General features: G+C 72.2%; 22 protein-coding genes. 12 read left to right on the top strand and 10 right to left on the bottom strand.

What is annotated here, in order from left to right; genetic code table 11:
* Positions 1-66 precede the first annotated feature (66 nt).
* Positions 67-741: an endonuclease NucS gene (gene nucS / locus ACQEVJ_RS34965; RefSeq protein ID WP_433108608.1), complete on the bottom strand. Its 675-nt coding sequence runs from the start codon at positions 739-741 to the stop codon at positions 67-69.
* 212 nt (positions 742-953) lie between these two features.
* On the opposite strand from nucS, the gene ACQEVJ_RS34960 reads away from it, so the two are divergent.
* From ACQEVJ_RS34960 to ACQEVJ_RS34950, 3 genes are all read left to right on the top strand, one after another.
* Positions 954-1,271: an ATP/GTP-binding protein gene (locus tag ACQEVJ_RS34960; RefSeq protein ID WP_433108607.1), complete on the top strand. Its 318-nt coding sequence runs from the start codon at positions 954-956 to the stop codon at positions 1,269-1,271.
* A gap of 20 nt (positions 1,272-1,291) precedes the next feature.
* Positions 1,292-2,023: an alpha/beta hydrolase gene (locus tag ACQEVJ_RS34955; protein ID WP_433108605.1), complete on the top strand. Its 732-nt coding sequence runs from the start codon at positions 1,292-1,294 to the stop codon at positions 2,021-2,023.
* Positions 2,024-2,102: 79 nt separating this feature from the next.
* Complete coding sequence (locus tag ACQEVJ_RS34950; RefSeq protein ID WP_433108603.1) at positions 2,103-2,873, top strand: alpha/beta fold hydrolase; 771 nt, start codon at positions 2,103-2,105, stop codon at positions 2,871-2,873.
* A gap of 93 nt (positions 2,874-2,966) precedes the next feature.
* Here ACQEVJ_RS34950 and ACQEVJ_RS34945 read toward each other — a convergent pair whose 3' ends face one another.
* Both ACQEVJ_RS34945 and mce read right to left on the bottom strand, forming a co-directional pair.
* Positions 2,967-4,268 (bottom strand): DivIVA domain-containing protein, encoded by a 1,302-nt coding sequence (locus ACQEVJ_RS34945; protein WP_433108601.1) that lies wholly within the window; start codon positions 4,266-4,268, stop codon positions 2,967-2,969.
* A gap of 181 nt (positions 4,269-4,449) precedes the next feature.
* Positions 4,450-4,872, bottom strand: coding sequence for a methylmalonyl-CoA epimerase (mce, locus tag ACQEVJ_RS34940; protein WP_030510471.1), 423 nt, complete (start codon positions 4,870-4,872; stop codon positions 4,450-4,452).
* A gap of 105 nt (positions 4,873-4,977) precedes the next feature.
* Here mce and ACQEVJ_RS34935 point away from each other — a divergent pair, with 105 nt between their 5' ends.
* Together ACQEVJ_RS34935 and meaB are read left to right on the top strand one after the other, a co-directional pair.
* A complete protein-coding gene (locus ACQEVJ_RS34935; RefSeq protein WP_433108599.1) occupies positions 4,978-6,171 on the top strand; it encodes an acetyl-CoA C-acetyltransferase in 1,194 nt (397 codons plus the stop codon).
* A gap of 12 nt (positions 6,172-6,183) precedes the next feature.
* Complete coding sequence (gene meaB / locus ACQEVJ_RS34930; protein WP_433108597.1) at positions 6,184-7,197, top strand: methylmalonyl Co-A mutase-associated GTPase MeaB; 1,014 nt, start codon at positions 6,184-6,186, stop codon at positions 7,195-7,197.
* Between the two features lie 45 nt (positions 7,198-7,242).
* Here meaB and ACQEVJ_RS34925 read toward each other — a convergent pair whose 3' ends face one another.
* On the bottom strand, positions 7,243-7,965 hold the full coding sequence (locus ACQEVJ_RS34925) for a DUF4230 domain-containing protein (protein WP_433108595.1): 723 nt from the start codon (positions 7,963-7,965) through the stop codon (positions 7,243-7,245).
* A 220-nt stretch (positions 7,966-8,185) separates the two neighbouring features.
* A complete protein-coding gene (locus tag ACQEVJ_RS34920; protein ID WP_433108593.1) occupies positions 8,186-10,240 on the bottom strand; it encodes a hypothetical protein in 2,055 nt (684 codons plus the stop codon).
* Positions 10,241-10,617: 377 nt separating this feature from the next.
* On the opposite strand from ACQEVJ_RS34920, the gene ACQEVJ_RS34915 reads away from it, so the two are divergent.
* Positions 10,618-11,163, top strand: a complete 546-nt coding sequence (locus tag ACQEVJ_RS34915; RefSeq protein ID WP_433108591.1) for a MarR family transcriptional regulator — start codon at positions 10,618-10,620, stop codon at positions 11,161-11,163.
* Here ACQEVJ_RS34915 and ACQEVJ_RS34910 read toward each other — a convergent pair.
* Entirely contained in the window at positions 11,153-12,511 is a 1,359-nt protein-coding gene (locus ACQEVJ_RS34910) for a serine hydrolase (RefSeq protein ID WP_433108589.1), read from the bottom strand. The two genes, ACQEVJ_RS34915 and ACQEVJ_RS34910, sit on opposite strands and share 11 nt — an antisense overlap.
* 259 nt (positions 12,512-12,770) lie before the next feature.
* Between ACQEVJ_RS34910 and ACQEVJ_RS34905 the strand changes: the two genes are divergently transcribed.
* Together ACQEVJ_RS34905 and ACQEVJ_RS34900 are read left to right on the top strand one after the other, a co-directional pair.
* Complete coding sequence (locus tag ACQEVJ_RS34905; protein ID WP_433108587.1) at positions 12,771-14,540, top strand: sensor histidine kinase; 1,770 nt, start codon at positions 12,771-12,773, stop codon at positions 14,538-14,540.
* Positions 14,533-15,231 (top strand): response regulator transcription factor, encoded by a 699-nt coding sequence (locus tag ACQEVJ_RS34900; protein WP_433108585.1) that lies wholly within the window; start codon positions 14,533-14,535, stop codon positions 15,229-15,231. The genes ACQEVJ_RS34905 and ACQEVJ_RS34900 overlap by 8 nt, the downstream gene beginning before the upstream one ends.
* A gap of 92 nt (positions 15,232-15,323) precedes the next feature.
* On the opposite strand, the gene ACQEVJ_RS34895 is transcribed toward ACQEVJ_RS34900, so the two are convergent.
* The gene (locus ACQEVJ_RS34895; RefSeq protein WP_433108583.1) at positions 15,324-17,054 is read right to left on the bottom strand and encodes a S8 family serine peptidase; all 1,731 of its coding nucleotides are present in this window, start codon (positions 17,052-17,054) and stop codon (positions 15,324-15,326) included.
* Positions 17,055-17,260: 206 nt separating this feature from the next.
* Between ACQEVJ_RS34895 and ACQEVJ_RS34890 the strand changes: the two genes are divergently transcribed.
* Positions 17,261-18,955 (top strand): acyl-CoA mutase large subunit family protein, encoded by a 1,695-nt coding sequence (locus ACQEVJ_RS34890; RefSeq protein WP_433108581.1) that lies wholly within the window; start codon positions 17,261-17,263, stop codon positions 18,953-18,955.
* Between the two features lie 112 nt (positions 18,956-19,067).
* Here ACQEVJ_RS34890 and ACQEVJ_RS34885 read toward each other — a convergent pair whose 3' ends face one another.
* Positions 19,068-19,640, bottom strand: a complete 573-nt coding sequence (locus ACQEVJ_RS34885) for a hypothetical protein (protein ID WP_433108579.1) — start codon at positions 19,638-19,640, stop codon at positions 19,068-19,070.
* Between the two features lie 270 nt (positions 19,641-19,910).
* Here ACQEVJ_RS34885 and ACQEVJ_RS34880 point away from each other — a divergent pair, with 270 nt between their 5' ends.
* On the top strand, positions 19,911-20,822 hold the full coding sequence (locus ACQEVJ_RS34880; RefSeq protein WP_433108577.1) for a hypothetical protein: 912 nt from the start codon (positions 19,911-19,913) through the stop codon (positions 20,820-20,822).
* 27 nt (positions 20,823-20,849) lie between these two features.
* Here the strand turns inward: ACQEVJ_RS34880 and ACQEVJ_RS34875 are convergent, their stop codons facing one another.
* Positions 20,850-22,241, bottom strand: a complete 1,392-nt coding sequence (locus tag ACQEVJ_RS34875) for a pyridoxal phosphate-dependent decarboxylase family protein (RefSeq protein ID WP_433108575.1) — start codon at positions 22,239-22,241, stop codon at positions 20,850-20,852.
* A gap of 66 nt (positions 22,242-22,307) precedes the next feature.
* On the opposite strand from ACQEVJ_RS34875, the gene ACQEVJ_RS34870 reads away from it, so the two are divergent.
* Positions 22,308-22,775, top strand: coding sequence for an Lrp/AsnC family transcriptional regulator (locus ACQEVJ_RS34870; RefSeq protein ID WP_433108573.1), 468 nt, complete (start codon positions 22,308-22,310; stop codon positions 22,773-22,775).
* A gap of 17 nt (positions 22,776-22,792) precedes the next feature.
* Here ACQEVJ_RS34870 and ACQEVJ_RS34865 read toward each other — a convergent pair whose 3' ends face one another.
* Positions 22,793-23,299 carry a DinB family protein gene (locus ACQEVJ_RS34865; protein WP_433108571.1) on the bottom strand — a complete coding sequence of 169 codons (507 nt, stop codon included), beginning with the start codon at positions 23,297-23,299 and terminating at the stop codon, positions 22,793-22,795.
* 128 nt (positions 23,300-23,427) lie between these two features.
* Between ACQEVJ_RS34865 and ACQEVJ_RS34860 the strand changes: the two genes are divergently transcribed.
* The gene (locus tag ACQEVJ_RS34860; protein WP_433108569.1) at positions 23,428-24,342 is read left to right on the top strand and encodes a co-chaperone YbbN; all 915 of its coding nucleotides are present in this window, start codon (positions 23,428-23,430) and stop codon (positions 24,340-24,342) included.
* The last annotated feature ends 134 nt before the right edge of the window (positions 24,343-24,476 follow it).

Genomic DNA, 24,476 nt, shown 5'->3' with positions numbered 1-24,476 from the left:
CGGCCGAAGGAACCGGTTGTCCTCCGTTCGGAGGACAACGCCTCGCTCGCGACCACGCCGCCGGGCTCAGAAGAGCGTGGGGTTCTCCGGCTCGATGCCGCGCAGGGCGTCATAATCGAGCGTCACGCACTCGATGCCGCGGTCGGCGGCGAGCACGCGGGCCTGCGGCTTGATCTCCTGGGCCGCGAAGATCCCCTTGACCGGGGCCAGGCGCGGGTCGCGGTTGAGCAGTTCGAGGTAGCGGGTGAGCTGCTCCACGCCGTCGATGTCGCCGCGCCGCTTGATCTCCACCGCGACGGCGCCGCCGAGGTGGTCGCGGCACAGGATGTCCACGGGGCCGATGGCGGTCATGTACTCCCTGCGCACCAGCGTCCAGCCGTCGCCGAGCGTGGTGATGTGCTCGGCGAGCAGTTCCTGCAGGTGCGCCTCGACGCCGTCCTTGCGCAGGCCCGGATCGACGCCCAGCTCGTGGCTGGAGTCGTGCAGGACCTCCTCGATCGTCAGTACGAGCTTCTCGCCGGTCTTGCCGTGCACGACAGACCAGGTGAGCACGCCGTCGATCGTCTCCTCGCGGACCTTGCAGGGAGGGTTCATCCAGTTCAGGGGTTTGAACGCCCGGTCGTCCGCATGAATGGAGACCGAGCCGTCCGCCTTCATCAGGACGAGCCGGGGAGCCATGGGGAGATGGGCGGTGAGCCGTCCCACGTAATCCACGCTGCACCGCGCGATGACCAGCCGCATGTGGGCCAACCCTACCGGGGTTACGGAGGTCCGGAGGCGTTCTGGGACACTGTCCGGCATGGCGCGGACGCCGAAGGCGCCCGGAGTCGCCCGGCGGCTCGGCACGGCCGGGGTCCGGGGCATCCGCGCGTACGCCGGCTGAGCCGATGCTGGAAGAATGGGCCGTCATCTCCCGTTCTGCCTGACATGAGTCCCCCGGAAGGATGCCCGCCGTGAGTCCCCGCCGTGCCCGCCGCCGCGGCCCGTTCGAACGCCAGGACGGCCGTGCCGTACGGCCGGTGGGCCCTCAGGTGGCCGGGGTGGACCGCGTGGAGAGCGCGCACGACGGCGAGTGGGTCGTCCGCAACGTCTCCGGCGCCGCCCAGGGCAAGGCGTACCGGTGCCCGGGGTGCGAGCAGGAGATCAGGCCCGGGCTGCCGCACGTGGTGAGTTGGCCGGCCTGGTCCGGGGGAGAGGACGAGCGGCGGCACTGGCACACCGCGTGCTGGCGCAACCGGGCCAACCGGGGTCCGGGCCGCAGCCGATACTGACACGAGCTTTCGGAGTGGGAATGGACATCAGGGCGTCCACGGTGCTGCCTGCCCGGCGCGAGGACATCGAGCTGCAGACGGCCGACGGGCTGACCCTCGTCGGCGAACTGGCGCTCCCGGAGAGCCCGGAGGGCGGCTCATCGACGCAGAGCCGGCCGCCGGTGGCGACGCTGGTCTGCCTGCATCCTCTGCCCACCCACGGCGGGATGATGGACAGCCACGTGCTGCGCAAGGCGTCCTACCGGCTGCCCGCGCTCGCCGACATCGCGGTGCTGCGCTTCAACACCAGGGGCACGACCTCCGACCGGGGCACCTCCCAGGGGTCCTTCGACGGCGGCGAGGGAGAGCGGTGGGACGTCGCCGCCGCCCTGGAGTACGCCGACTTCCACGATCTGCCGAATCCCTGGCTGCTCGGCTGGTCGTTCGGCACCGAGCTGGCGCTGAAGTGGGGCCGCGACCCGATCGTGCGGGGCGCGATCCTGCTGTCGCCGCCGCTGAAGCGGGCCGGTGAGAAGGACCTCGCCGCCTGGGGCGAGTTCGGCCGCCCGCTGGTGGCCCTGGTGCCGGAGCACGACGACTACCTGCGGCCGGAGGAGGCCGTACGCCGGTTCGCTGCGGCGCCGCAGGCGGAGGTCGTCGGCGTGGAGGGGGCCAAGCATCTGTGGGTCGGCGAGCCGTACGTGCGGATCGTGCTCGACGAGATCGTCAAGCGCGTGAACCCCGCCGCCGCGCCGCTGCCGACCACGGCCTGAGCGGGACGGGCGGGCCGGCTGGGGTCGCGAATCGGTGACGAACGGCGGCGGCGGGCCCGCGGCGCGTTACCGTGACCTGATGCAGCTCTACTCGCGTTCCGCCGGGAGCGGCCTGCCAGTCGTCCTGCTCCACGCGTTCCCCCTGTCCTCCGCGATGTGGCTCGCCCAGCGCGAGGGCCTCGCGCCCGTCTGCCGGGTGATCACTCCGGACCTGCGCGGCTTCGGCGGCACGGTGCTCGGCGACGACGAGCCCTCGATCGACCTCATGGCCGACGACGTGGCGCACCTGCTCGACCAGGAGGGTGTCGACCGGGCCGTGATCGGCGGCCTGTCCATGGGCGGCTACGTGGCGATGGCGCTGTGCCGCCGCCACCCGGACCGCGTACGCGGCCTGATCCTCGCCGGCACCAAGGCCCAGGCCGACCCCGAGCCTGCCCGGGCGAACAGGGAGCGGATCGCCGCCGCGGTCCTGGAAGGCGGCACGGGCATCCTCGTGACCGAGTCGCTTCCTCCGATGCTCGGCGCGACCAGCAGGGAGCGCAGGGGGATGGTTCTCGGGCGCGTCCGCGGGCTCGTCCAGGCGGCGCCTCCCGCGGCCGTCGCGTGGGCCCAGCGGGCGATGGCCGCGCGGCCCGACGCGTTCGGCACGTTGCGGTCCCTGACCGTTCCCGCGCTCGTCGTCGTGGGCGACGAGGACGAGCTGTCGCCGCTCCCGGACGCCCAGGCGATGGTGGAGGCCATCCCGCAGGCCCGGCTCGCCGTCATCGAGAAGGCGGGCCACCTGTCCGCCATCGAGCAGCCCGAGGCGTTCAACCGCGTCGTCGCGGAGTTCGTCAAGTCCCTCGACTGAGCCGGGGCGGGAACGCCGACACGAGAACGGGGCCCGGCGGTGCCGGGCCCCGTTCCTTCAGCCGTCACAGACTCCCCGAATGTGTGCCAGCGGCTACTCCTGCCACCACTCCGCGTCGTCGTCGCTCTTGGTGGAGCTGATCGGCTCGACGGCCGGCGTGGCGGGCACGGCCGGCTTCTCCGCGACCGGCGGAGCCGACAGGGCCGGCTTCGGCGGGGCCGCGGTGACGGGCGCCGGCTCCGAGTCCATGCCCGGCAGCGGGGCGCCGCCGAGCAGCTGACGGAGCTGGGCGAGGTGGCTGGTGATGCTGTCGCGCTGGCGGGTGAGCTCGTCCACCTGGCGCTGCATCGCCGTGCGGGTGCGCTCGGCCTCGTTCTTGGCCTCGGTCACGATCGTGTCGGCGCTGGACTTGGCGTCGGACACGAGCTGGTCGGCGTTCTTGCGTGCGTTGGCCAGCAGCTGCTTGGCGTGGGTGTCGGCCTCACGGCGGGTCTGCTCGGCCTGCTGCGTGGCCTTGGCGGCCCGCTGCTCGGCGGTGGCGGCGCGCTGCTCGGCCTCGGCGACCAGCTTCTGGGTGTTGGCCTGGGCGGTGGCGTGCCGCTCGGCCTCCTGGCGCTCGGCCTCCTCGCGGCGGGCGGCGAGCTGGATCTCGAACTCCGCCTCGTCCTGGGCGCGCTTGGCCTCCGACTCCTCCAGGATCCGCTGCGCCTGGGCCCGCATCTCGTCCGCCTGACGCTTGGCCGTGGTGAGCACCTCGTCGCGCTCGCGCTTGGTCGAGGCCCGCAGCTGGGCCACCTCGCGCTCGGTCGTGGTGCGCAGCTTGGCGATCTCGCGCTCGGCGTCCGCCCGCTTCTCCGCGACCTCGTGGTCGGCGGTGGCGCGGATCTTGGCGACCTCGCGCTCGGTGGTGGCGGTCAGCTCGTCCGCCTCACGCCTGGCCGTCGACCGGATCTCCTCGGCGTCGCGCTCGGCGGTGCTGCGCATCTCCTCGGCCTCGCGCGTCGCCAGCGCCCGCTTCTCCGCCGCCTCGTTCTCCGCCGCCGCCCGCAGGTCGGCGGCGTCCACCTTGGCGGCGGCGCGGATCTCGTTCGCCTCCGACCTGGCCGCCTGGACGAGCTCGGTGGCCTGCTCCTCCGCGAGCCTGAGCAACTGCTCGATGCGGGCGCCGAGACCCGAGTAGGTCGGCCGCTCCTGCTCCTGCAGCTGGCGCTGCGAGTCGGACAGCTCCCGCTGGAGGGCGCCGACCTGTTCCTTGGCCTGACGCAGTTCGGTGTCGAGAGTCTTCAGGTGGTCGTGGACCTGGTGCCGGTCATAACCCCGGAGCACCACGTCGAATTCGCGAGATGGGGCGTCCTCGAAGAAGTTGTTGAGCTGGGCGTCGATGTCGGACTGCATGAGGCTCGATCCTGGTTGTCGAGACGGCTACAGGGGCCGGACGGGGGGTCGGTTCCGAGGCGGGGAAGCCGGTATGGCGTCCACGTCCGGTGGTACGCCAGCGTACTCCGGTACTGCCGCGTTGGAGGTCCCCTCCGACTTTCTGCGCGACTTGTTACGTATGAACGTTTCTTGCGTTTACTTAGCGCCTGGACGTCTCAACAAGCTCGGTGAGAACCCCTCCCACGTCCTTGGGATGCAGGAACGCGATCGAGGCTCCCATCGACCCGTGCCTGGGCCGCTCGTCGATCAGGCGCACGCCCTTCGCCCCGATCTCTTCCAGGGCCTTGGTGACGTCCGCCACGCCATACCCGATATGATGCACGCCCTCGCCCCGCTTGGCGAGGAACTTGCCCACGGCGGTGTCGGGGTGCAGCGGTTCGAGGAGCTGGACGTACGACGCGCCCTGGTCGCCGTCGGCCACGTGCAGCATGGCCTCGCGGACGCCCTGCTCCTCGTTCACCTCCCGGCTGACGACGGTCAGACCGAAGACGGACTCGTAGAACTCGATCTTCTCTTCCAGGTTGTGGCAGGCCACGCCCACATGGTCGATTCGCAGCAGCATCGCCGTCTCCCCTCGCCGTTCCCGTCCCGCCGCCCGCCTCCGGGCGGCCGTACTACTCCTGGGTATGGTGGCACCGTCGCCCCGATCTCGCAGTGGAGGGTCCCAATGTCTGGTTCCGTCATCGTCGCCGGAGCACGTACACCGATCGGACGGCTTCTCGGCTCGCTCTCCGACCTGTCCGCCGTCGAGCTGGGCGGGATCGCGATCAAAGCGGCGCTGGAGCGGGCGGGCGTCTCCCCGGACCGGGTCCAGTACGTGATCATGGGGCAGGTGCTCCAGGCCGGGGCCGGTCAGATCCCCTCGCGCCAGGCGGCGGTGAAGGCCGGCATCCCCATGACCGTGCCCTCCCTCACCATCAACAAGGTCTGCCTCTCGGGCCTCGACGCGATCGCGCTGGCCGACCAGCTCATCCGCGCGGGCGAGTTCGACATCGTCGTCGCGGGTGGCATGGAGTCGATGACCAACGCGCCGCACCTGCTGCCGGGCCTGCGCAAGGGCGTGAAGTACGGCAGCGCCGGGATCCTCGACGCGATGGCCTACGACGGGCTCACCGACGCGTTCGACCAGATCGCGATGGGGGAGTCCACCGAGCACCACAACGCCAGGCTCGGCCTGACCCGGGAGGAGCAGGACGAGTTCTCGGCGCGGTCGCACCAGCGCGCCGCCGAGGCCACGGAGAAGGGCCTGCTCGACGACGAGATCGTCCCGGTGCCGTTGCCGCAGCGCAAGGGTGACCCCGTCCTGTTCTCCGCCGACGAGGGCATCCGCAAGGACACCACGGTCGACGCCCTGGCGAAGCTGCGCCCGGCGTTCACCAAGGACGGCACCATCACGGCCGGATCGGCCTCGCAGATCTCCGACGGCGCCGTCGCCGTGGTCGTCATGTCGAAGGCCAAGGCCGAGGAGCTGGGCCTCGAATGGCTGGCCGAGATCGGCGCGCACGGCAACGTGGCCGGGCCGGACAACTCGCTGCAGTCCCAGCCCGCCAACGCCATCAAGCAGGCGCTGGCCAAGCAGGGCCTGACCGTCGACGACCTCGACCTGCTGGAGATCAACGAGGCGTTCGCCCAGGTCGTGCTGCAGTCGGCGAAGGAGCTCGGCGTCCCGCTCGACAGGATCAACGTCAACGGCGGCGGCATCGCGCTCGGCCACCCGATCGGCGCGTCCGGCGCCCGGATCGTGCTGACCCTGGCCCACGAGCTGAAGCGGCGCGGCGGCGGCCTCGGCGCGGCCGGCCTGTGCGGCGGCGGCGGCCAGGGCGACGCGCTGATCATCCGGGTTCCCGCGGCCGGCGCCTGATCGGAGCCGCAGGTGGACGTCCGTGAGCTTGTCGGACAGGCGCGAATGGGACGGCCGCGCGCGGTGGCGCGGCTGATCTCGCTGGTGGAGAACGCGGTCGAGAACGCCGAGAACGCCGCGCAGGCCACCGGCTCCGCCGGGGGAGACCAGGCGGCGCCCGTGGGGGCGAGCCGTGCGCTGCGCGAGGCGATGGCCGAGCTCGCCACCGGCACCGCCCGGCCGTACACCGCCAGGGTCATCGGCCTGACCGGCTCTCCCGGCGTCGGCAAGTCGACCTCGACCGGCATGCTCATCCGGGCGTTCCGCAGGCGCGGCAGCCGGGTGGGGGTACTGGCGGTCGACCCGTCCAGCCCGTTCACCGGCGGCGCCCTGCTCGGCGACCGCGTACGCATGCAGGACCACGCGACCGACCCCGACGTCTTCATCCGCAGCATGTCGAGCCGGGGGCACCTGGGCGGGCTCGCGTGGGCCACGCCGCAGGCGCTGCGCGTGCTGGAGGCCGCCGGGTGTGACGTGATCCTCGTCGAGACGGTCGGTGTCGGGCAGGCCGAGGTGGAGATCGCCCGCCTGGCCGACACGACCGTCGTCATCCTCGCCCCGGGCATGGGCGACGGCGTGCAGGCCGCCAAGGCGGGCATCCTCGAGGTCGCCGACGTCCTGATGGTGAACAAGGCCGACCGCGACGGCGTCCAGACGACCGTGCGGGAGCTGCGGAACATGACGGGCCTCATCGAGGCGCCGTGGCGGCCCCCGATCGTCACGACCGTCGCCTCCAAGGGCGAGGGCGCCGACGACCTGCTGGCCGCGCTGGACAAGCACCAGGCATACCTGGAGGAGTCCGGCGAGGCCCGCAGGCGGCGGCTGGCCCGGGCCCGTGACGAGATCGAGGCCATCGCGCTGGCCACGCTCCGGTCACGCTTCGCCGTGCTCCACGGTGACCGCCTCGACGCGCTCGCCGAGCGGCTGCTCGGCGCGGAGACCGACCCCTACGCCGCCGCCGACGACCTCATCGCCGCGCTGGGCTGAGCCGAGCCCGGCCCGTACGGCTCTCGCATCGCGGCGGCCGACGGGTCAGGGCTCCCCGGCGTACTTGACCGTGATCGTCGTGAAGCCGAGGGACTTCAGCATGCCCTCCAGCATGGCCTTGGCGTTCTGGTCGGCACGGGAGCGCAGGTCACTGGCGGCGGCCGCGTCGGCGATCTTCCGTTCGGCCAGCACGTAGAGCTCCTGCTGGTTCTGCGGCGACGACGACAGGAAGTCGGAGATCCGGTCGAAGATGCCCCGCTCCTGCGCGAAGACGTACGACCGCTTGTTGTCGAGGTTGGGTTTTTCCAGCTCGGCGTGCGGCAGCCGCACCGTGACGGTCGTCCGGTCGGGGGAGACCGTGAAGGCGTCCTTGGGCAGCGTGGAGAAGTCCACGTAGGCGTCCACGTTGCCGGCGCCCACGAAGAGCGTGCGGCTGCCCTTGATCGCGTCGGGCAGGAACTTCGCGTCCTTCTCCAGGTCGACGATGACCTGGAATTCGCCGGTCGCGGCCTCGAAGCGGCTCAGGTTCTGCACGGACCTGAGCAGCGCGGGGCCGCTGCGGTCGATGGTCTGCTCGCCCAGCGGGTTGAGCCAGGACCAGGTCAGCCGGGCGCCGACCACGAGCAGCAGGACCACGAACAGCAGGCCGGCGAGCACCCGCCAGCCGCGCCGGGAGCGGCGTGCGGGGGCCCCGGCGCTCGTCGTGGCGTCGGTGGCGGCGGCGCCGGAGTCGGCCGGCGCGAACGAGGGACGGGTCTGACGGTCCACGAGAGGGAATCTTCCCGGTATTCCCGGGATCTCACGTTCGGCAAGATCATTTCTGCCTGGAGGCCGGGCTTCGGCCCTCCCAAACCTGCCTTTCGTCCGGCCCGTTGGCCGGACGGGCCTCCGTCGCCGGGCTTCCGCCCCGGCCCGGTGGCCGGACGCGGCTCGCCGCAGCGCGTCCGGCGGCCTGCCGCGCCCGGTTCCGCCCCTCGCGGTACGCGGACTATGCGGCGGGGGCCAGGAGCGCGCCGGGTACGCCCGCCACGCCGGGGTCGTCCTGGGGGCTCGTGTCGGGGACGTCGGTGTCGCCCGTGGCAGGCCGGGCGCGGTCCGTGCGACCGCCGTCACGATCACTGTCACGACCGCCGTCACGTCCCCCGGGGCGTCCGGGATGTCCCGGGCGTGCGGGGCGTGTCGAGCGCACGTCGCGGGCGGGGACCTGGCCGCCGGGCTTGAGACGGCCGGGTTGTGAGGCCCCGGACTGCGGGCGGCCGGGCCGGTTCTGGACGGGTGACGGGCTCGCGCCCAGGCCGCCGGGCCGTTCCTGCACGCCGGGCTGCGGGCGGCCGGGCCGGTTCTGCATCGGTGCCGGGCTCGCGCCGACGCCGCCGGGCTCACCCTGCCGGTCCGGGGACGCGGTGTCACCGGGCCTGCCGGTCCTTCCGGGCCGCCAGGGGTGCGGCGACCGTCCCGGGCCGGTGGCCCAGGGACCGCCTCTCCGGGCGGCTTCGCCGCTCGGCGTGTCCCACGAATCCGGATAACCCGGGCGGCCCATCGGACCCTGGCCTATCGAACCCTGCCCCGCCGGGTCCTGGCCCGCGGGGCTCGCGGCGGGAGACGGCCACACCGGGGCGGCCGGACTCGGGCCGGTCCATCCCGGGCCGGTCTCGCCGCCACGCGGGTCCGTGTCCCGTTCCCAGCCGGGGTCGGGGCCGGTCGGCAGGCCGGTGGCGACGGCCGTGCCCGGAGGCGTCGGCTCGACCGGGTAGTCCGGCGCGTACGCGGGGGTGGGGTTCACCGGATAGCTCGACGCGACGGGGTCGGCGGGCCGGGTGCCGCCGCCGAAGTGCTTGGCCTGCAGGCCGCAGGAGACGAAGTCGGAGTAGAACATGCGCAGCCAGTCGTGCCGCTGTCCGTCGGTCAGTTCGGAGAACCAGATGGCCGCCTGGTGGTGCTCGCGCAGCGGTCCGCTGGGCAGCGAGACACTCCGCAGCCAGGCGACGACGATGGCCCGGTAACCCGCGGCCACGGTTCCCGGGCAGGGGCGGGCCAGGCGGTCGAGGAACTCGGCGGCCGCCCGTTGGGCGTACCCCGACCCGAGGTCGTCGATGTGGACGACGACCACTCCCGGCCCGGCCGGGTCCTCCTCGCCGTACGCCCGTTGCTCGACCCTCTTGAAGGCGGCCGGCGTCCCGTCCAGCTTTATCGCGAGCGCGGTGAACACGGTGGCGAGCTCGGCCAGGCCCCCGCGCAGCGCCGGATGCACGCAAACGCTGATCGGCCATTCCTGGCAGACGAAGCGTTCGCTCACGGGCATCGTCCGCGGCACGGTGACGAGCCGGGCCGCGCCGGTTCCCGCGGCCAGCACGGCGATCACCGCGGCGGCCAGCGCCAGCGTCCGCCGGGTCACCAGGGCCACCCACCCGAGGAGCAGCGCGGTGCTGAGGCCCAGCAGCCAGAGCGTCTGGTCCGCGTAGGCGGTCTCGCTGACGCCGGAGAGCAGGTCGTACGCCTCCCCGGTGGCGGGCGCGAGCCGGTCGGCCCAGTTGGGCCCGGTGGCCAGCCAGGTGAACAGCCCGAACGTGCCGGCTCCCGCGATCAGCGGGACGACGACGACCGGCACGAGCCAGCCCAGGATCCAGCCGACCACGACGTACAGCCCCAGCCCGGCGACGGACATCGCGAGGCCGCCGGGCAGCAGCGGCCCGCCCTGCCCGGTCAGCGCGGCGCGCAGCCCGAGCAGCAGCACGGTGGCCCCGAAGGAGCCGGTGACGACCGCGATGATCGACAGCGGCGCCCTGGCGGCCCGCCACGGCGTCAGGACACGGCCCTTTTCCGCGCGGCGCCTGCGGAACGCGACCCAGGCCGCGAACGCGGCTCCGAGCGGCCCCGTCAGGCGCAGCGAGCCGATGACGGCCGCCACTATGTCGTCCCAGTCCATGAAACCGGGAATGAGGACGCTCCACGCGGCGACGAGCGCGAGCACGAACAGCACGGTCGCCGCGACCAGCGCGCCGTGTCTCAGCTCACCGCGTGAACCGCCCCTATGCTCACCCACAGCAGGGCGCGGCCCCCGGCCACGCCACCGAAGTCCGGCGCGCATGCGGCGCCGGGACAGCGATGCTGTCCATTGAGAATCTCCCCCGTGTCTGTGTGAGCGGTGCGCGAACCCACGCCGTTCCCCGTGGCGCTGGTTCACCGGCCGGCCTCGCCTCGTCCGCCGTCGGACGCGTCCCCCGCGGACCCCCGTCCGCGAGACGTCCTCTAGCAGACGGGGTTCCCCGTGCCGCCGGGTTTGCCGCCGCCTCACCTTTCGACGTGGCAACCATAACGGAGCGTGACCCGCACGGGGGGAGTTCTGGGGTCAAGGAATGAATCCGGTTACGCTCAGTGCGCTGGTCGATCATCAACAGCGTCGCGCTACCGTATATCGCTGTGTCCGTTCCGCCCAGCTCAGAGCCGCCGCCCACGGGTGGCCCCCGGCCGCTCAAGCTCCCGTTCGACCCGATCGAGCGGGCGGCAGAGACCTGGCGTTCGACGTTCGGGCCGTCGTCCGCCATGGCCGCCGTCACTTCGATCATGAGAGCCCATCAGATCCTGCTGGCGCAACTGGACACGCTGCTCAAGCCGTACGACCTGACCTTCGCCAGGTATGAGGCGCTGGTGCTGCTCACGTTCAGCCGGGCCGGGTCGCTGCCGCTGTCGAAGATTGGCGAGCGGCTGATGGTGCACCCGACGAGCGTGACCAACACCGTGGACCGCCTCGAACGGGCCGGCCTGGTCCGCCGCATGCGTAACCCGCGGGACGGCCGCGGCGTGCTCGCCGAGATCACCGACGAGGGCCGGGACATCGTGCGGCGGGCCACGGCCGACCTGATGAACGCGGGTTTCTGCATGGGCATGTACGACGACGCCGAGCTGGGCGAGATGTTCGGCCTGCTCAGGACCCTGCGCGTCGCCGCGGGTGACTTCAGCTCCTGACGCGGCCCTGCGCCAGCATCGCGAACGAGCCCCGGACGAGGGCCAGCAGTTCGGGTGCGGCGGCGTTCTCGTCCAGCGCGGTGCGGGGGTCGCTCGTGAGCGCGGTCACCACATACGTCCTGCCCCCGGCGTCACGGGCGAGGAAGCCCATGGAGAGCACGCCGGGTTCGGAGCCGCCCTTGTACCAGACGGTGGGCCAGGCCTTGGCGTCGAGCCCCAGCCCGGCGTCGTTGGCCGACATGGCCTCGTCGAGGGGCGGCGTGTTCAGCGCCGACAGGCCCGCGAAGGCGCGGCAGACGTCCTGCGGTGAGGCGAACCACTCCACCCTGTCGATTTCCCTCGGCTTGTCCCACGGCCTGACCTCGGTCAGGGGCGTGCGGCCCACGGTCGTGGTCAGATAGCGATACCGCCGGGAACGGTCGAGCGACAGGTACTTCTTCGCGAGGCGGGGGTAGTCCGCGCCCTTGAGGAGGAAGAGCTCCCTGGTCGTGAGGAACGGCAGGTTCAGCGCCGCGTGACCGGACCACTCGCGCACCTGGGCCTCCACCCGGGCGCGGCCGGCCTTGTCGATCAGCAGGTCGGCGCCCGTGTTGTCGCTGATCGAGATCATCAGCTTGGCCGCCTCCCGTACGGAGACCGTGCTGTTGTCCGGGCGGTCCTGGAGGGTGCCGCTCGGCAGGCTCTTCAGCTCGGGCCGGATGGTCAGGGGCGTGTCCCAGGAGAGCCGGCCCTTCTTGACCTGCTCGGCCGTCGCGCCCAGCACGTACAGCTTGAACATCGATCCGAGCGGCCGGGGGGCGCCCGGCGCGACGGTGTGCACGGGACGGCACCTGCCGTCCGCGCGGACCTCGGCGGCCAGGAACCCCACGTGGGGCGCGAGCGTACGCAGGCGCTTGTCCAGTTCGGCCCAGCTCCGCGGCGCCTCGCGCTGCTCCGGGCCGAACAGGAGCCCGGCGATCCTCCCGTCGCCGTCGACGGACATGGAGAGCTGTAGACGTCCCTGGCCCGTTGTGACCACCCCGGACAGGGAGCTGGGCGTGACGTCGGCCAGCGAGTCGAGCCGCAGGCCGCCCAGGCCCTTCAGGACCTCGTTGAGCTGGGCCGGGGGAACCTGCGCGAGGAAACCGGCGCTGAAGTGCGCCTTGATCTGGTCCTCCGGGACCGGGAGGGTGGCGACCGCGGCCAGGAGCCAGCGAAGCTGCTCGCCCACCGGTGAGTTCGGAATGTCCGGTGTGGGGGCGGAGGTGGGCGCCGACGTGGCGAGCGCCGCACCGGCGCTGACGGCAGCGGGAGCCGCGGCGGCGGGCACGGCGGTGGTCGTCACGGTGACCGCCAGTGCCGCGCTCATGAGGGGAATCGTCCTGGTGCGCATCGATCTCGGCGCGATCGGCACGAGAAAGCTCCTTCGCGGTAGGGAATGCGGCGCCCGGGTGCGGGGCCGTCGGCGGTTCGCCGCGGCGGTGGGCGTCCACGTGATCTCACGCTAACGATCACGGCTCCCGTCCCGATAGGTGGCGAGCCCCCGGCCTTCGGGATGCGGGGAGCCGCACCGAATGTGAGGACAACCTCATAGACGGTGGACGCGCGCGCCCGTCAGGATGCCTGCCATGAAGTCCACGGCAGCGGTCCGGCCGCTCGCGGCGGGCATGGCCGCCGTCGCCGCCGCCGGGATCGTCGCCGGCGCGTTGCTGGAGACGGGGCTGCCGGCCCCCGCGTCGCAGTGGGCGTTCATGGTGATCGCCCTGCTCCCGCCCGCCCTCGGCTGGTTGATCGCGGCCCGGCGGCCGGACAATGCCTACGGCTGGCTGCTGCTGGCGACCGCCGACTGTTTCGGGCTCGGCGGACTCGGTATCGGCCTGCTGACCCGGCTCGGTCCGGATCCGTACTGGCCGATCGTCGTCGCCGCCGTGCTGAGCTCGGGGTTCCCGGTCTTCTACGGCCTGTCGTGGGTGTTCGTGCCGCTCCTGTTCCCCGACGGGAGGCTGCCGTCACGGCGCTGGCGCGTCGTCGCGGTCACGGCGGCCGCGGCGATCGCCGCGTACTGGCTGGGCGTGCTGTTCATGCCCGTCGGCTATCCGGACGAGGTCGAGCACGCCAACCCCCTGGGGTTACGGGGACCGCTCGGCCTCGTCACCGTCCTGCTGGCGTCGGTCGGCCAGCTGGTCGCCTTCCTGCTGGCGCTGGTCGTGCTGGGCGGCCTCCTCACCCGCCTGTGGCGGGGAGATCCGGCGGAGCGGGGCCGGCTCGGCTGGATGGTGGCGGGCCTGCTGGCCAACCTGGGCGCCTTCATCGTGATCACGGTCGCGGGAGTATCGGAAACGTACGACGCCGCCGACGTCGTCGGGGTGCTGGGCGTGGTGGGGGCGCTGCCGGCCGCCATCGGCGCCGCCGTGCTGCGGCACGACCTGCTCGACATCCGGGTCGGCGTCAGGGGCTCGCGTCTCTACCTCGTGTTCGACGTCCGGCCGACGGTCGACGAACTGCTGTCCCGCCTGGGCCCGGACCTGGAGGAAGCCGAGCCGGTCGAGCAGCTCGGCAGGCTGGCACAGGCGGTGCGGGCGGGCCTGGACGCCCGGTGGGCCGCCGTCGAGCTGGCGGACGGCACCCGCGTCGTGGCGGGGGAGGAGCGGGGCGACGCCGTGCTCACGGTCCCGGCCGGGCTGGGGCGCATCACCTGCGGGCCCAAGGCGGCGGGGCGGCTGACCCGCGACGACCGGCGGCTGCTCGCGGCCCTGGCCGTGCCGGTCGGGCTCGCGATCCGCAGCGCGGCGCTCGCCGCCCGGCTGGTCAACGCCCAGGAGGCCGAGCGGCGGCGGATCGAGCGCAACATCCACGACGGCGTGCAGCAGCAGCTCGTGGCACTGATCGCGGGGCTGGAGCTGGCCCGCGCGACGGGCGGCGGGGCGGAGTCCCTGGCCCTGCTGCGGGAACAGGCGCGCCAGGCGCTGGCGGACCTGCGGGACCTCGCGGCCGGCATTCATCCCTCCGTGCTGAGCCAGGGCGGGCTGGTCGAGGCCGTCGAGGGGCGGTGCTCGGCCTTGCCGGTCGCGACCACCGTGACGGCCGACCCGGCCCTGCGCACCCGCAGGTTCCCGGACGAGATCGAGGGAGCGATGTATTTCGTGGTCAGCGAGGCGATCGCCAACGCGCTCAAGCACGCGGGGGCGTCGCGGATCGAGGTGCGGCTCTGGCACGACGCCGGCAGGCTCCAGGCGTCCGTGACCGACGACGGGACGGGGTTCGACCCACGGGCCGTGGCACGCCGCGGACTGGCCACGCTGGCCGACCGCATGGCGGCGCTCGGCGGAGGGCTGGAGACGACGGCCGGGCCCGGAGAGGGAGCGCGGGTGCGCGCCTGGGTGACCGCCAATGTCTGAACGCCCCGCCGCCGGGAGGGAGCCGCGCAGGCTGCGCGCCCTGGTCGCCGACGACCACTACCTCGTACGGGAGGGCACCCGGCAGCTGCTGGAGAGCTCGGGGGAGGTCGCGGTCGTCGGGGCGCTGGGGAGCGCGGCGGAGCTGGTCGACGCGGCCAGGCGGCTCGGTCCCGACGTGGTCGTGACCGACATCCGCATGCCGGGTGAGGGCTGGCGGCCGGGGTTCGAGGGGATCGACGCCGCCCACCGGATCCGCGCGGCCGCACCCCGCGTCGGCGTCGTCGTGCTGTCGCAGTTCGCCGACTCGATCTACGCCTTCGAACTGTTCAGGGGCGGCACCGAGGGCCTCGCGTACCTGCTGAAGGACCGGGTGGGGGACCTCGACGAGCTGCTCGGTGCGATCCGCTCGGTCGCCGCAGGCGGCTCGGTCATCGACCCCAAGGTGGTGGAGGGGCTGTTGGCGCGCCGCGCCGTACGAGGAGAGCAGGAGGCGTTCACGCCCCGGGAGCGTGACGTGCTGCGCGAGATGGCGCGCGGCAGGTCCAACGGCGGCATCGCGCGGGCGCTGTCCCTGTCGATCTCCGCCGTGGAGAAGAACGTGAACTCGATCTTCCTGAAGCTGGGGCTGGAGGCCAGCCCGGACATCCACCGCCGGGTCGCCGCGGTCCTCGCCTATCTCGGCGGTTCCTGATCCGCGCCGCCTGGGTGGGCCGGTGACGCACACCGCACGGGTGCGTCACCGGCCCGGGGTAGGCGCACGGGTGCGCCACCGGTCAACTCAGCTCAGCGGCCGACGGCGCGCAGGGCGTCGACGATGCCCGTGCCGAAGAAGCCGTTGCCGGACGGTCCGCCCTCACAGGTGTGCGTGGCGGTCACGGTGGAGCCGCTCGGCAGGATGCGGGTGTAGGTGAACGCGGGCGGGTTCGGGCAGGCCGTCCTGGTGGCCGTGCCCTTGAGGATCGCCTCCACCTTGTCGGGGTCCATCGTCAGGCCGCCGTGGGCGCGGTCGTGCTTGCCGTACCGGCTGACGATCAGCGCCGCGACGCCGGCCGCGCGGGGCGAGGCCATCGAGGTGCCCTGAAGGTACTGGTAGTAGCCGCAGACGGAGCCCTTGCAGTCCTTCACGACGTAGTCGACGGTCGGGTCGCCGTTCTCGTCGATCTCGCCGTTGGCGACGGCGAGCGCCTTGGGGTAGGCCGAGAGCGTGGCCTTGGTGACGTCCCTGGTGTTGCCGGGGGTGTCGTAGACGTCGCCACCGGGCGAGGCCACGTCGATGTAGCCGTTGCCGTAGCTGGAGTAGTACGCCTTCCGCTTGCTGATGCCGGTCGAGGAGACCGAGATCACGTGTTCGGCCTCAGCCGGCAGTGAGACGCAGGACGGGGGGATGGTCCGGGTCCTGACGGCCTGGCCGGGGAAACCGGCGTAGTCGGGGCTGCCGCTGTCGACGTTCGTCTTGGTGTAGTCGATCGCCTCGTTGCCGGCCGCGCTGACGACCGTAACGCCGTGCGCGTGGGCGTAGTTGATCGCCCGCTGGGTGGCGGCGATGTACAGCCGCTGCTGGGCCTGCTCCTCCGGGCTGTCGGCCGGGTTGTCGGCGCAGTTGAACAGCCACGGGTCGATGTAGTAGCTCATGTTGACCACGTCGACGCCGACGTCGCCCGCGTAGGTGAGGGCGTCGACGGTGGGCTGGAGGAAGAAGTAGCCCGAGTCCTGGCCGGCCCGCAGGTTCACGATCGTCACCTTCGGAGCGACGCCCGAGATGCCCAGCTTGTTGATGGGCGCGGCGATCGACGAGGCGACGTGGGTGCCGTGGCCGTTCTCGTCCACGTCGTTCGGGTCGTTGCAGGAGCCGTCGGGGTCGCTCTCACAGGGACCGTCGATCTCGGTGCCGTTGGCGTCCGCCGGCAGGTCGACGGTGAAGTTCCGGCTCAGCCTCCGGTCGAAGTTCGGCGCGATGTCGGGGTGCGAGCCGTCGACGCCGGTGTCGAGGATGCCGACGAGGACGCCCTTGTCCCCCTGCTCGAACCTGTGGGCCTGGTCCGCGTGGATCTGCTTCATGTCCCACTGCAGGTCGGCCAGCGGCTCGTCCTTGACGTTGCGCCCCCACTTGAAGGGTTTGCCGCCCCGGCCCTCCTTCTCCACGGCGTTGTTCTTGGCGGCCCGCGCCAGGGCCTTCTTCGCGGCGGCGGACGCCTTGGCGTCGTCGGGCACGCTGCCGATCACCTGGTTGCGGGCGACCCCTTCGATGGCCGCCGCGCCCTGCAGGGCGGCCGCGAAGTCGGGGTTGGTGCTGCTGACCGTGGCCACCCCGACCTCGGCGTTCGCCTTGAGCACGCTGCCGCCCGCCGCTTCGATCGCCTTTTGGGCGTCCGCGGCGGCCGCGCCTTCCTTGTACAGAACCACGTATTCGGTCTGGGCCGCCGACCCGGCGGCCGCCGGTACGGCCTGCGCTGGTGTGGCGAGGGTTGCCGCCACCATCGCCGCGGTCGCGGCGACGACTGTCAAGCGCTTCACATCCACCTCCGTGTGGACTTCAAGGGCGCTGACCATGTTTGAAGATTTCCTGGCTCTGTCAAAGGTCCGTGACAATTCGCGACCAACGTGTGACATGACTGCCGGGAATGCGGCTGGTCAGTTCCGTGACATCCGGGGGCGGCGGTAGCCGAATTTACTAGGACGTCCTAGTATTTTCTCGAAGAGTGAGACCCGGGGAGGGGTGCATGGAGCCGGATCCGACGAGTGCGCAGGTGAGCGCGGCGGCCATCGAGGCGGGCAGGGCCCGCTGGCAGGCGCGGTACGACGCCGCCTTCAAGCGGGACCGTGAGTTCCGGACCCTGTCGGGGCTGGAGGTGGACCCCGTCTACGGGCCGCCCGGGGACGACCCCAGGTTGGAGCGCATCGGCTGGCCGGGGGAGTTCCCCTTCACGCGCGGCCTGTACGCCACCGGCTACCGCGGCCGCCCCTGGACCATCCGGCAGTTCGCCGGGTTCGGCAACGCCACGCAGACCAACGAGCGCTACAAGATGATCCTCGGCGCCGGGGGCGGCGGCCTGTCGGTGGCGTTCGACATGCCGACGCTGATGGGCCGCGACTCCGACGACCCCCGCTCGCTCGGCGAGGTGGGCCACTGCGGCGTGGCGATCGACTCGGCCCTCGACATGGACCTGCTGTTCGACGGCATCCCGCTCGGCGAGGTCACCACGTCGATGACCATCAGCGGGCCCGCCGTACCGATCTTCTGCATGTACGTGGTCGCGGCCGAGCGGCAGGGCGTGCCGGTGGGGAAGCTGAACGGCACCCTCCAGACGGACATCTTCAAGGAGTACATCGCGCAGAAGGAGTGGCTGTTCGCGCCCGAGCCGCACCTGCGGCTGATCGGCGACCTGATGGAGTTCTGCGCCGCCGAGATCCCCGCGTACAAGCCGCTGTCGGTATCGGGATACCACATCCGCGAGGCCGGGGCCACGGCCGCGCAGGAGCTGGCCTTCACGCTCGCCGACGGCTTCGGCTACGTCGAGCTGGGCCTGTCGCGCGGACTCGACGTGGACGTGTTCGCGCCGGGTCTGTCGTTCTTCTTCGACGCGCACATCGACTTCTTCGAGGAGATCGCGAAGTTCCGCGCCGCGCGGCGCATCTGGGCCCGCTGGATGCGCGACGTGTACGGCGCGCGCACCGAGAAGGCGCAGTGGCTGCGCTTCCACACCCAGACGGCGGGGGTGTCGCTGACCGCGCAGCAGCCGGACAACAACATCGTCCGCACCGCGATCGAGGGGCTGGCGGCCGTGCTCGGCGGCACCAACTCGCTGCACACCAACGCGCTGGACGAGGTGCTCGCGCTGCCGTCGGAGAAGGCCGCCGAGATCGCGCTGCGGACCCAGCAGGTGATCATGGAGGAGACGGAGGTCGTCAACGTCGTCGACCCGCTGGGCGGCTCCTGGTACGTCGAGGCGCTGACCGACCGGCTGGAGGCCGAGGCGGAGAAGGCCTTCGCGAGGATCCGGGAGATGGGCGGCGACGGCACGATGACCGCCGGCATCCTGCGGGGCATCGAGGACGGCTGGTTCATGTCGGAGATCGCCGAGTCGGCCTTCGACTACCAGCGCAAGCTGGAGAAGGGTGACAAGCGGATCGTCGGCGTGAACTGCCACACCGCGACCGTGGAGCAGCCGCTGGAGATCCTGCGGATCAGCCACGAGGTCGAGGTCGAGCAGCGCAGGGTGCTGGGCGAGCGGCGCGCCGCGCGGGACCAGGCGGCCGTGGACGCGGCGCTGGCCGCACTGCGGGCCGCGTCCAAGGGCGACGACAACATGATCCCGCCCATGCTGGAGGCCGTACGGGCCGAGGCCACGCTGGGCGAGATCTGCGACGTCCTGCGCGAGGAGTGGGGCACCTACTCCGAGCCCGCCGCCTTCTGACGCGGACGTTCCCGGGACGGCCTGCGCCCTGACGTCCCGGGAACAGGCTCCGGCCGGACCGCCGCCGCATCCCCGGCGCGCTGCCGGGGCTCAGCCGGCGGCCGGAAAGCGATCACGACATGAAGTGGTTGAGGGCCCGGCCGTCGAGCTTCCAGCCGGGCTCGTTGTTGACGATGCTGATCATGTGCGACTCTACGGCCAGACGCCACTTGCCGTTGTCGCTCAGACGCCAGACCTTGGTCGTGCCGGCGGCGCAGCCGTCTTCGGCCGCGTATCCGAGTATGCCGTCGTTCACGAACTTGCCTGATCCGACCAGCCGGTCGCGCTCCTGGGGGGAGCCAGTGACCAGGTAGGACGACTTGATCGTGTAGCGGAGCCGCCACATGGGCTTGCCGCCGGGGAAGGCCGTACGGGAGATGTAGTACAGCGGCGTCTGGGTCACCCGCATGCCGTGCTTGGTGACGGCCTGCTCCATCTCCGCCTGGTTGGCCGTGTAGAAGAAGCCCTGGTCGCCCTTGGTCGTCAGTTCGTAGAGCCGGACCTTCTGGATAGACGTGCTCGATGCGGCCGCCGTCGCCGACGACGGGGCGGCTGAGGCAGGGACGGCGACCGCGGCCGACGCCGAGGCGGCGAGGGCCAGCGCGAGACCGAAGGTGGCAGTGCGCCCGCCGAGCCGAATAGACATGTGCTGTCCTTTCCCAAGATTTCAACGTTCGGTCAGCTTGGGCTGTGTGCGGCCGGGTTCCCGGCCATTTCAACGAACGTGGAAGCGACGTCCCCGGTGGTTTCGCGAATCTTTGAAACTTCAGAAGGGTTCCGGTCGGCTTGGCTAGGGTGTGCCTTTACGTAGTGGAAGAAGTGCCTCGGGGGAAAGGTGCGACGCGCGGAGACGTGGAGCGAATTGCGGCTCTGCCCCAGCCCGGGGGTTTCTGTCGCGGTCTCGCCGCAGGTGTCGGTGCTGTCGCTGTTGGTGGACGCGGTGGCCGCGCGGCGGCGGGGACTGCCGGAGGGGTGGCGGCGCAGGATCCGGGAGTCCGTCGGCGCCGAGGGCCGGCAGGCGTGTCGCCCGCTCGGCGCGCCCGGCCACTCCGTGGCGCCGGACACGATCGTCCCGCTGCCGCCGGTCGCGGACGCCTCCGTGGAGTCCCAGATCGCCTGGCTGCTCGACATGCGGCCGGACGCGCTGCTCGACGACATGGAGCAGGCGTACGGGCCGGAGCGCGTGCCCGAGCACTGGAGGTGGGCCGCCGAGCGGCCGCGCCGGTGGCTGAACGGGTACGCGAGCGCCGTCTCCGACGTCTGGTCCGCGATCAGGCCTCTGTGGGAGCGAGCGCAGCCGCTGCTCGACCGGGAGGTCGAGCGGGTCGGTACGGCGGTGGTGCGCGGCGCGCTTGACGCGCTCCTCGGCACGCTCAGCGAGCGCATCAGGTTCGCCGACGGCAGCCTGCAGATGAGCGACCAGGAGCCCGCGCGGTACGACCTCGGCCGTCGCAGGCTGGTGCTCGTGCCCATGCTCTCCGGGCCCGACGCCACGATCCTCAACCTCGACCTGCCCGGCTACGTCTGGATCGCCTACCCGCTCCCGCGGGCGGACGCCCTGTGGCTCGGGGCCGATCCCGCGCGCCGAGCGGCCGACGAGCTGGCCTCCATGCTCGGGCCGGCGCGCGCCGGCCTGCTGTCGTCGCTGGCCCGGCCTACGACCATGGGTCAACTCGCCACGCTGGCCGGTACGGTCCCGAGCGCCATCACCTACCACTGCGACCGTCTGGAGGCGGCCGGGCTGGTCTGCAGGGAGCGCAGAGGGCGCGAGGTGTGGATCCGGCGCACCCGCCGTGGCCACGAGATCATCGACCTTTTCTCCCGCTGACGACCACGCTCGTGTGATCCAAGGCTTCTAGACACGCCCGAGTGCGGCGACGCGGTCGAGGAGGGCTTCGAGGGTCTTGTCGTCGGTGGCCGGGGCCATGACCGTCACCCTCAGGTGGCGTACGCCGCCGAGCTCGGCCGAGGTCAGGTGGAAGGAGCCCTCCTCCAGCAGGGTCTCGCGAATGGCGGCCTGGTCGCCGTCGCCGTACCGGAAGCAGACGATATTGCTCTCCGGCTCGTACGGGCAGTGGAAGCCGGGCCGCTCGCGGGCCAGTTCCCAGAAGCGGTGCGCGGTGGCGTACCGCCGCGCCACGTGCTCGCCGAGGCCGCGCTCACCCCGCCAGGCCAAATTGAGGAAGACCTTCAGCCCGAGCGCGGCCTTGGTGCACTCCACGGCCCTGCCGATCAGGTCGAACCCCTGGTCGCCGTAGAACAGGTAGCTGGCCCGCTGCCGGAACGCGGCGTCCAGGTCGCCCTCGCGCCGGACGAGCACGGCCGCCGCGAGGCCGGAGGTGCGCAGCATCTTGTGCGCGTCCCAGATGACAGAATCGGCCAGCTCGACGCCGTCGAGCAGGTGGCGGTGCTCCTCACTGAGCAGCGCCGACGCTCCGTGCGCGCCGTCCACGTGGAACCACAGGCCCTGCTCGGCGCAGAACTCGCCGATGGGCCGCAGGTCGTCGTACAGGCCGGTGCCGGTGGCGCAGGCGGCCGCGACCAGGGCCATCGGCCGGCGGCCGGCCCGCCGCGCCCGGTCGAGCCCCTCGGGCAGCCTGGCCACGTCGATCCTGCCCAGGTCGTCCACGTCGAGCGGCACGACCGCGCGCTCGCCGAGGCCGAGGATCGCCGCCGCCCGGGTGACCGAGTAGTGCGCCGACGGCGGCGCGAGCAGGGCGAGATCGCCGGGCACGCCCTCGGTCCACGCGTCCGGCGCGGCGGCGGCCCGCGCGGCGAGCAGCGCGGTCAGGTTGGCCAGCGACCCGCCGTGGGTGAGCACGCCGCCGCCCTCGGGAAAGCCGACCTTGCCGAGCATCCAGCGCAGCACCTCGAACTCGACCGTCGCCGCCGCGGCCCCCATCTCGTAGATCGCCATGGGGTTGTTGATCGCGCCGTGGACGAAGTCGGCCAGCGCGGCCGGGAAGTCGGGCGCGGCCGTCTGATGGCCGAGGTAGGCCGGATGGTGCAGCCGCGTGCCCTCCGCGAGATAGGCGTCGAGCCACTCCCGGTAGGTCTCCGGGGTCATGCCGCCCTCCCGGATCCAGCGGGTGAGCCCGAGCCGTCCGGCCAGCTCCCCGGGCGGCCTGCGGCGGATCACCGGCGCCGCCCCGTCCTGGCTCTCCCGCACGTACGCGGCGAGCCCGCGCACGGTCACCTCGGCGGCGTGGACGAAGTCGTCGATGTCCCAGGCGTGATTCGGGGTCATGCCGGGATGATGGCTCTGTCGGACGTCTGTCCGCCACAGAAGCCGAATCGACGAAGGAAAGAGGCCGTGAGCGCCGAACTTGATTCGACCGACAGGAAGATCCTGGAGCTGTTGCAGAAGGACGCGCGGCTGCCCAACAAGGATCTCGCCGAGCGGGTCGGCGTCGCCCCGTCCACCGCTCTCGAACGCGTGCGGTCGCTACGTCGGCGCGGCCTGATCACGGCCTTCCGCGCGGAGGTCGACACCCAGGCGCTCGGACGGCCGCTGGAGGCGCTGCTGGCGCTGCGCGTGCGGCCCCACACGAGCCAGCTGGTCGACCCGCTGCGGGCGTTCGTGCTCGGGCTCCCGGAGACGATCGCGTTGTTCCACGTGGCCGGCCCGCAGGACTTCCTGGTGCACGTCGCGGTGCCCGACGCCGATCACCTGCACCGTCTGATCCTCGAGCGCATCCTGGTCCGGCCGGAGATCGTGCACCTGGAGACGACGCTGATCTTCCGTACCGAGCGCCGGACCGTCCAGGGTCCGGTGAACTGAAGAGCCGGGGCCCGGTCTCAGACGCCCACGGTCCCGTCGACGCCCTCGCGCAGGAAGTCGGCGTGGCCGTTGTGCCGGGCGTACTCGTGGATCATGTGCAGCATCACCAGCCGCAGCGACACCTCCTCGTCCCACCGGGGCTGGTAGGCGGTGACGTCGAGCGACTCGGCCGCCCGCTCGATCCTGCGGGAGTGCTCGACCTCCGCCTGCCAGGCGGCGAACGCCTCCGCGCCGGTGGACCCGCTCGCGTCGTACGCCGCCTGGTAGTCGCCCTCCTCCGACCAGACGAGCGGCACGTCCTCCTTGTCGATCACACGGCGGAACCACGTGCGCTCGACCTCGGCCATGTGCCTGACCAGGCCGAGCAGCGAGAGCGTCGAAGGCGGCATCGACCTGCGCCGCAGCTCCTCGTCCGACAGGCCGTCGCATTTCAGCGCGAGCGTGGCCCGGTGGTAGTCGAGGAACGCGCGCAGCATCTCGCGCTCACCGGCGATGCTCGGCGGACCGATGCGTTCCACTGCCATGTCCTGCTCCCTCCAATGTGGCGATCGTGCGCCGTTCACCCTATGGCGGGCGCCGATCCGCCCCGATCGCGGAGGAAGACAGCGGGGATGGCACAGATCACGCGGGCGAGTACGGCAGGATTGGGGGTATGGCAGCGGAGTTCTCTCGACCTGGATCGCTCTACGGCGCCGTGGACCTCGGCGCGCGCAAGCAGGCATTCGAGGCGCAGGCGCGGCGTGAGGCCGCCGGGCCGTCCGGAGCCGCCTCTGCGGACGTCATCGAGGTGACCTCGGCCACCTTCAACGCCGACGTGGTGGAGCGCTCCCTGAGCGTTCCCGTGATCGTCGAGGCGACGGTGCGCAGGGCCGAGCAGGTCCAGCAGTTCAGCGGCGTGATGGAGAAGCTGGCCGCGGAGGCGGCGGGCGCGTGGGTGCTGGCCAGGGTGGATGTGGAGGCCGACCCGCAGCTCGCCCAGGCACTGCGGATGCGCGCGGTGCCCACGGTCTACCTGGCCTTCCAGGGGCAGCTCATGCCCCTGTTCGAGGGCCCCCTGCCGGAGGCGCAGCTCCGGCAGGCACTGGCGCAGGTGTTCGAGCAGCTCGGCGTGGAGCCGGCCGCGCCGGGCGAGGGCCAGCCCGACGAGCCGCCGGTCGACCCCGAGCTCCTGGCGGCCGAGCAGGCCGTGGAGAAGGGCGACCTGGACGCCGCGGCCGTGGCGTACGAGCGCCTGCTGGCGAGGTCGCCGTCGGACGAGGGCGCGAAGATCGGCCTCGCGGGGGTCGGGCTGCTGCGGCGCACGCAGGACCTCGACCCGGCCGACGTGCTGCGCCGGGCGGCCGAGAGCCCGGACGACGTGGACGCGCAGACCCAGGTCGCCGACCTGGAGATGGTGAACGGCCAGGTGGACGAGGCGTTCGATCGGCTCGTCGCGCTCGTGCGGCGCAGCCGGGGCGCCGACAGGGACAAGGTGCGGGTCCACCTGCTGGGGCTGTTCGACGCGCTGCCCGCCGACGACCCGTCGGTGTCGCGGGCGCGCAGAGCGCTGGCGAGCGCGCTTTTCTGACCGGTTCCCGCCCGCGCTCGCCCGGCCCCGACGGCACGGCGGCGCGCGGGCCGGGCGCGGCGCGTGACGAAAGAGCACGGGCACGGGCTGAAACACCCCGCTGGGGATGGCACGATGGATAGCACCCATGAGCC

The sequence above is a fragment of the Microbispora sp. CA-102843 genome, assembly GCF_050936215.1.
Taxonomy (GTDB): Bacteria; Actinomycetota; Actinomycetes; order Streptosporangiales; family Streptosporangiaceae; genus Microbispora.
Note: the sequence above shows the minus strand (reverse complement) of the source record. Positions and strands in the feature narration are given on the sequence as shown.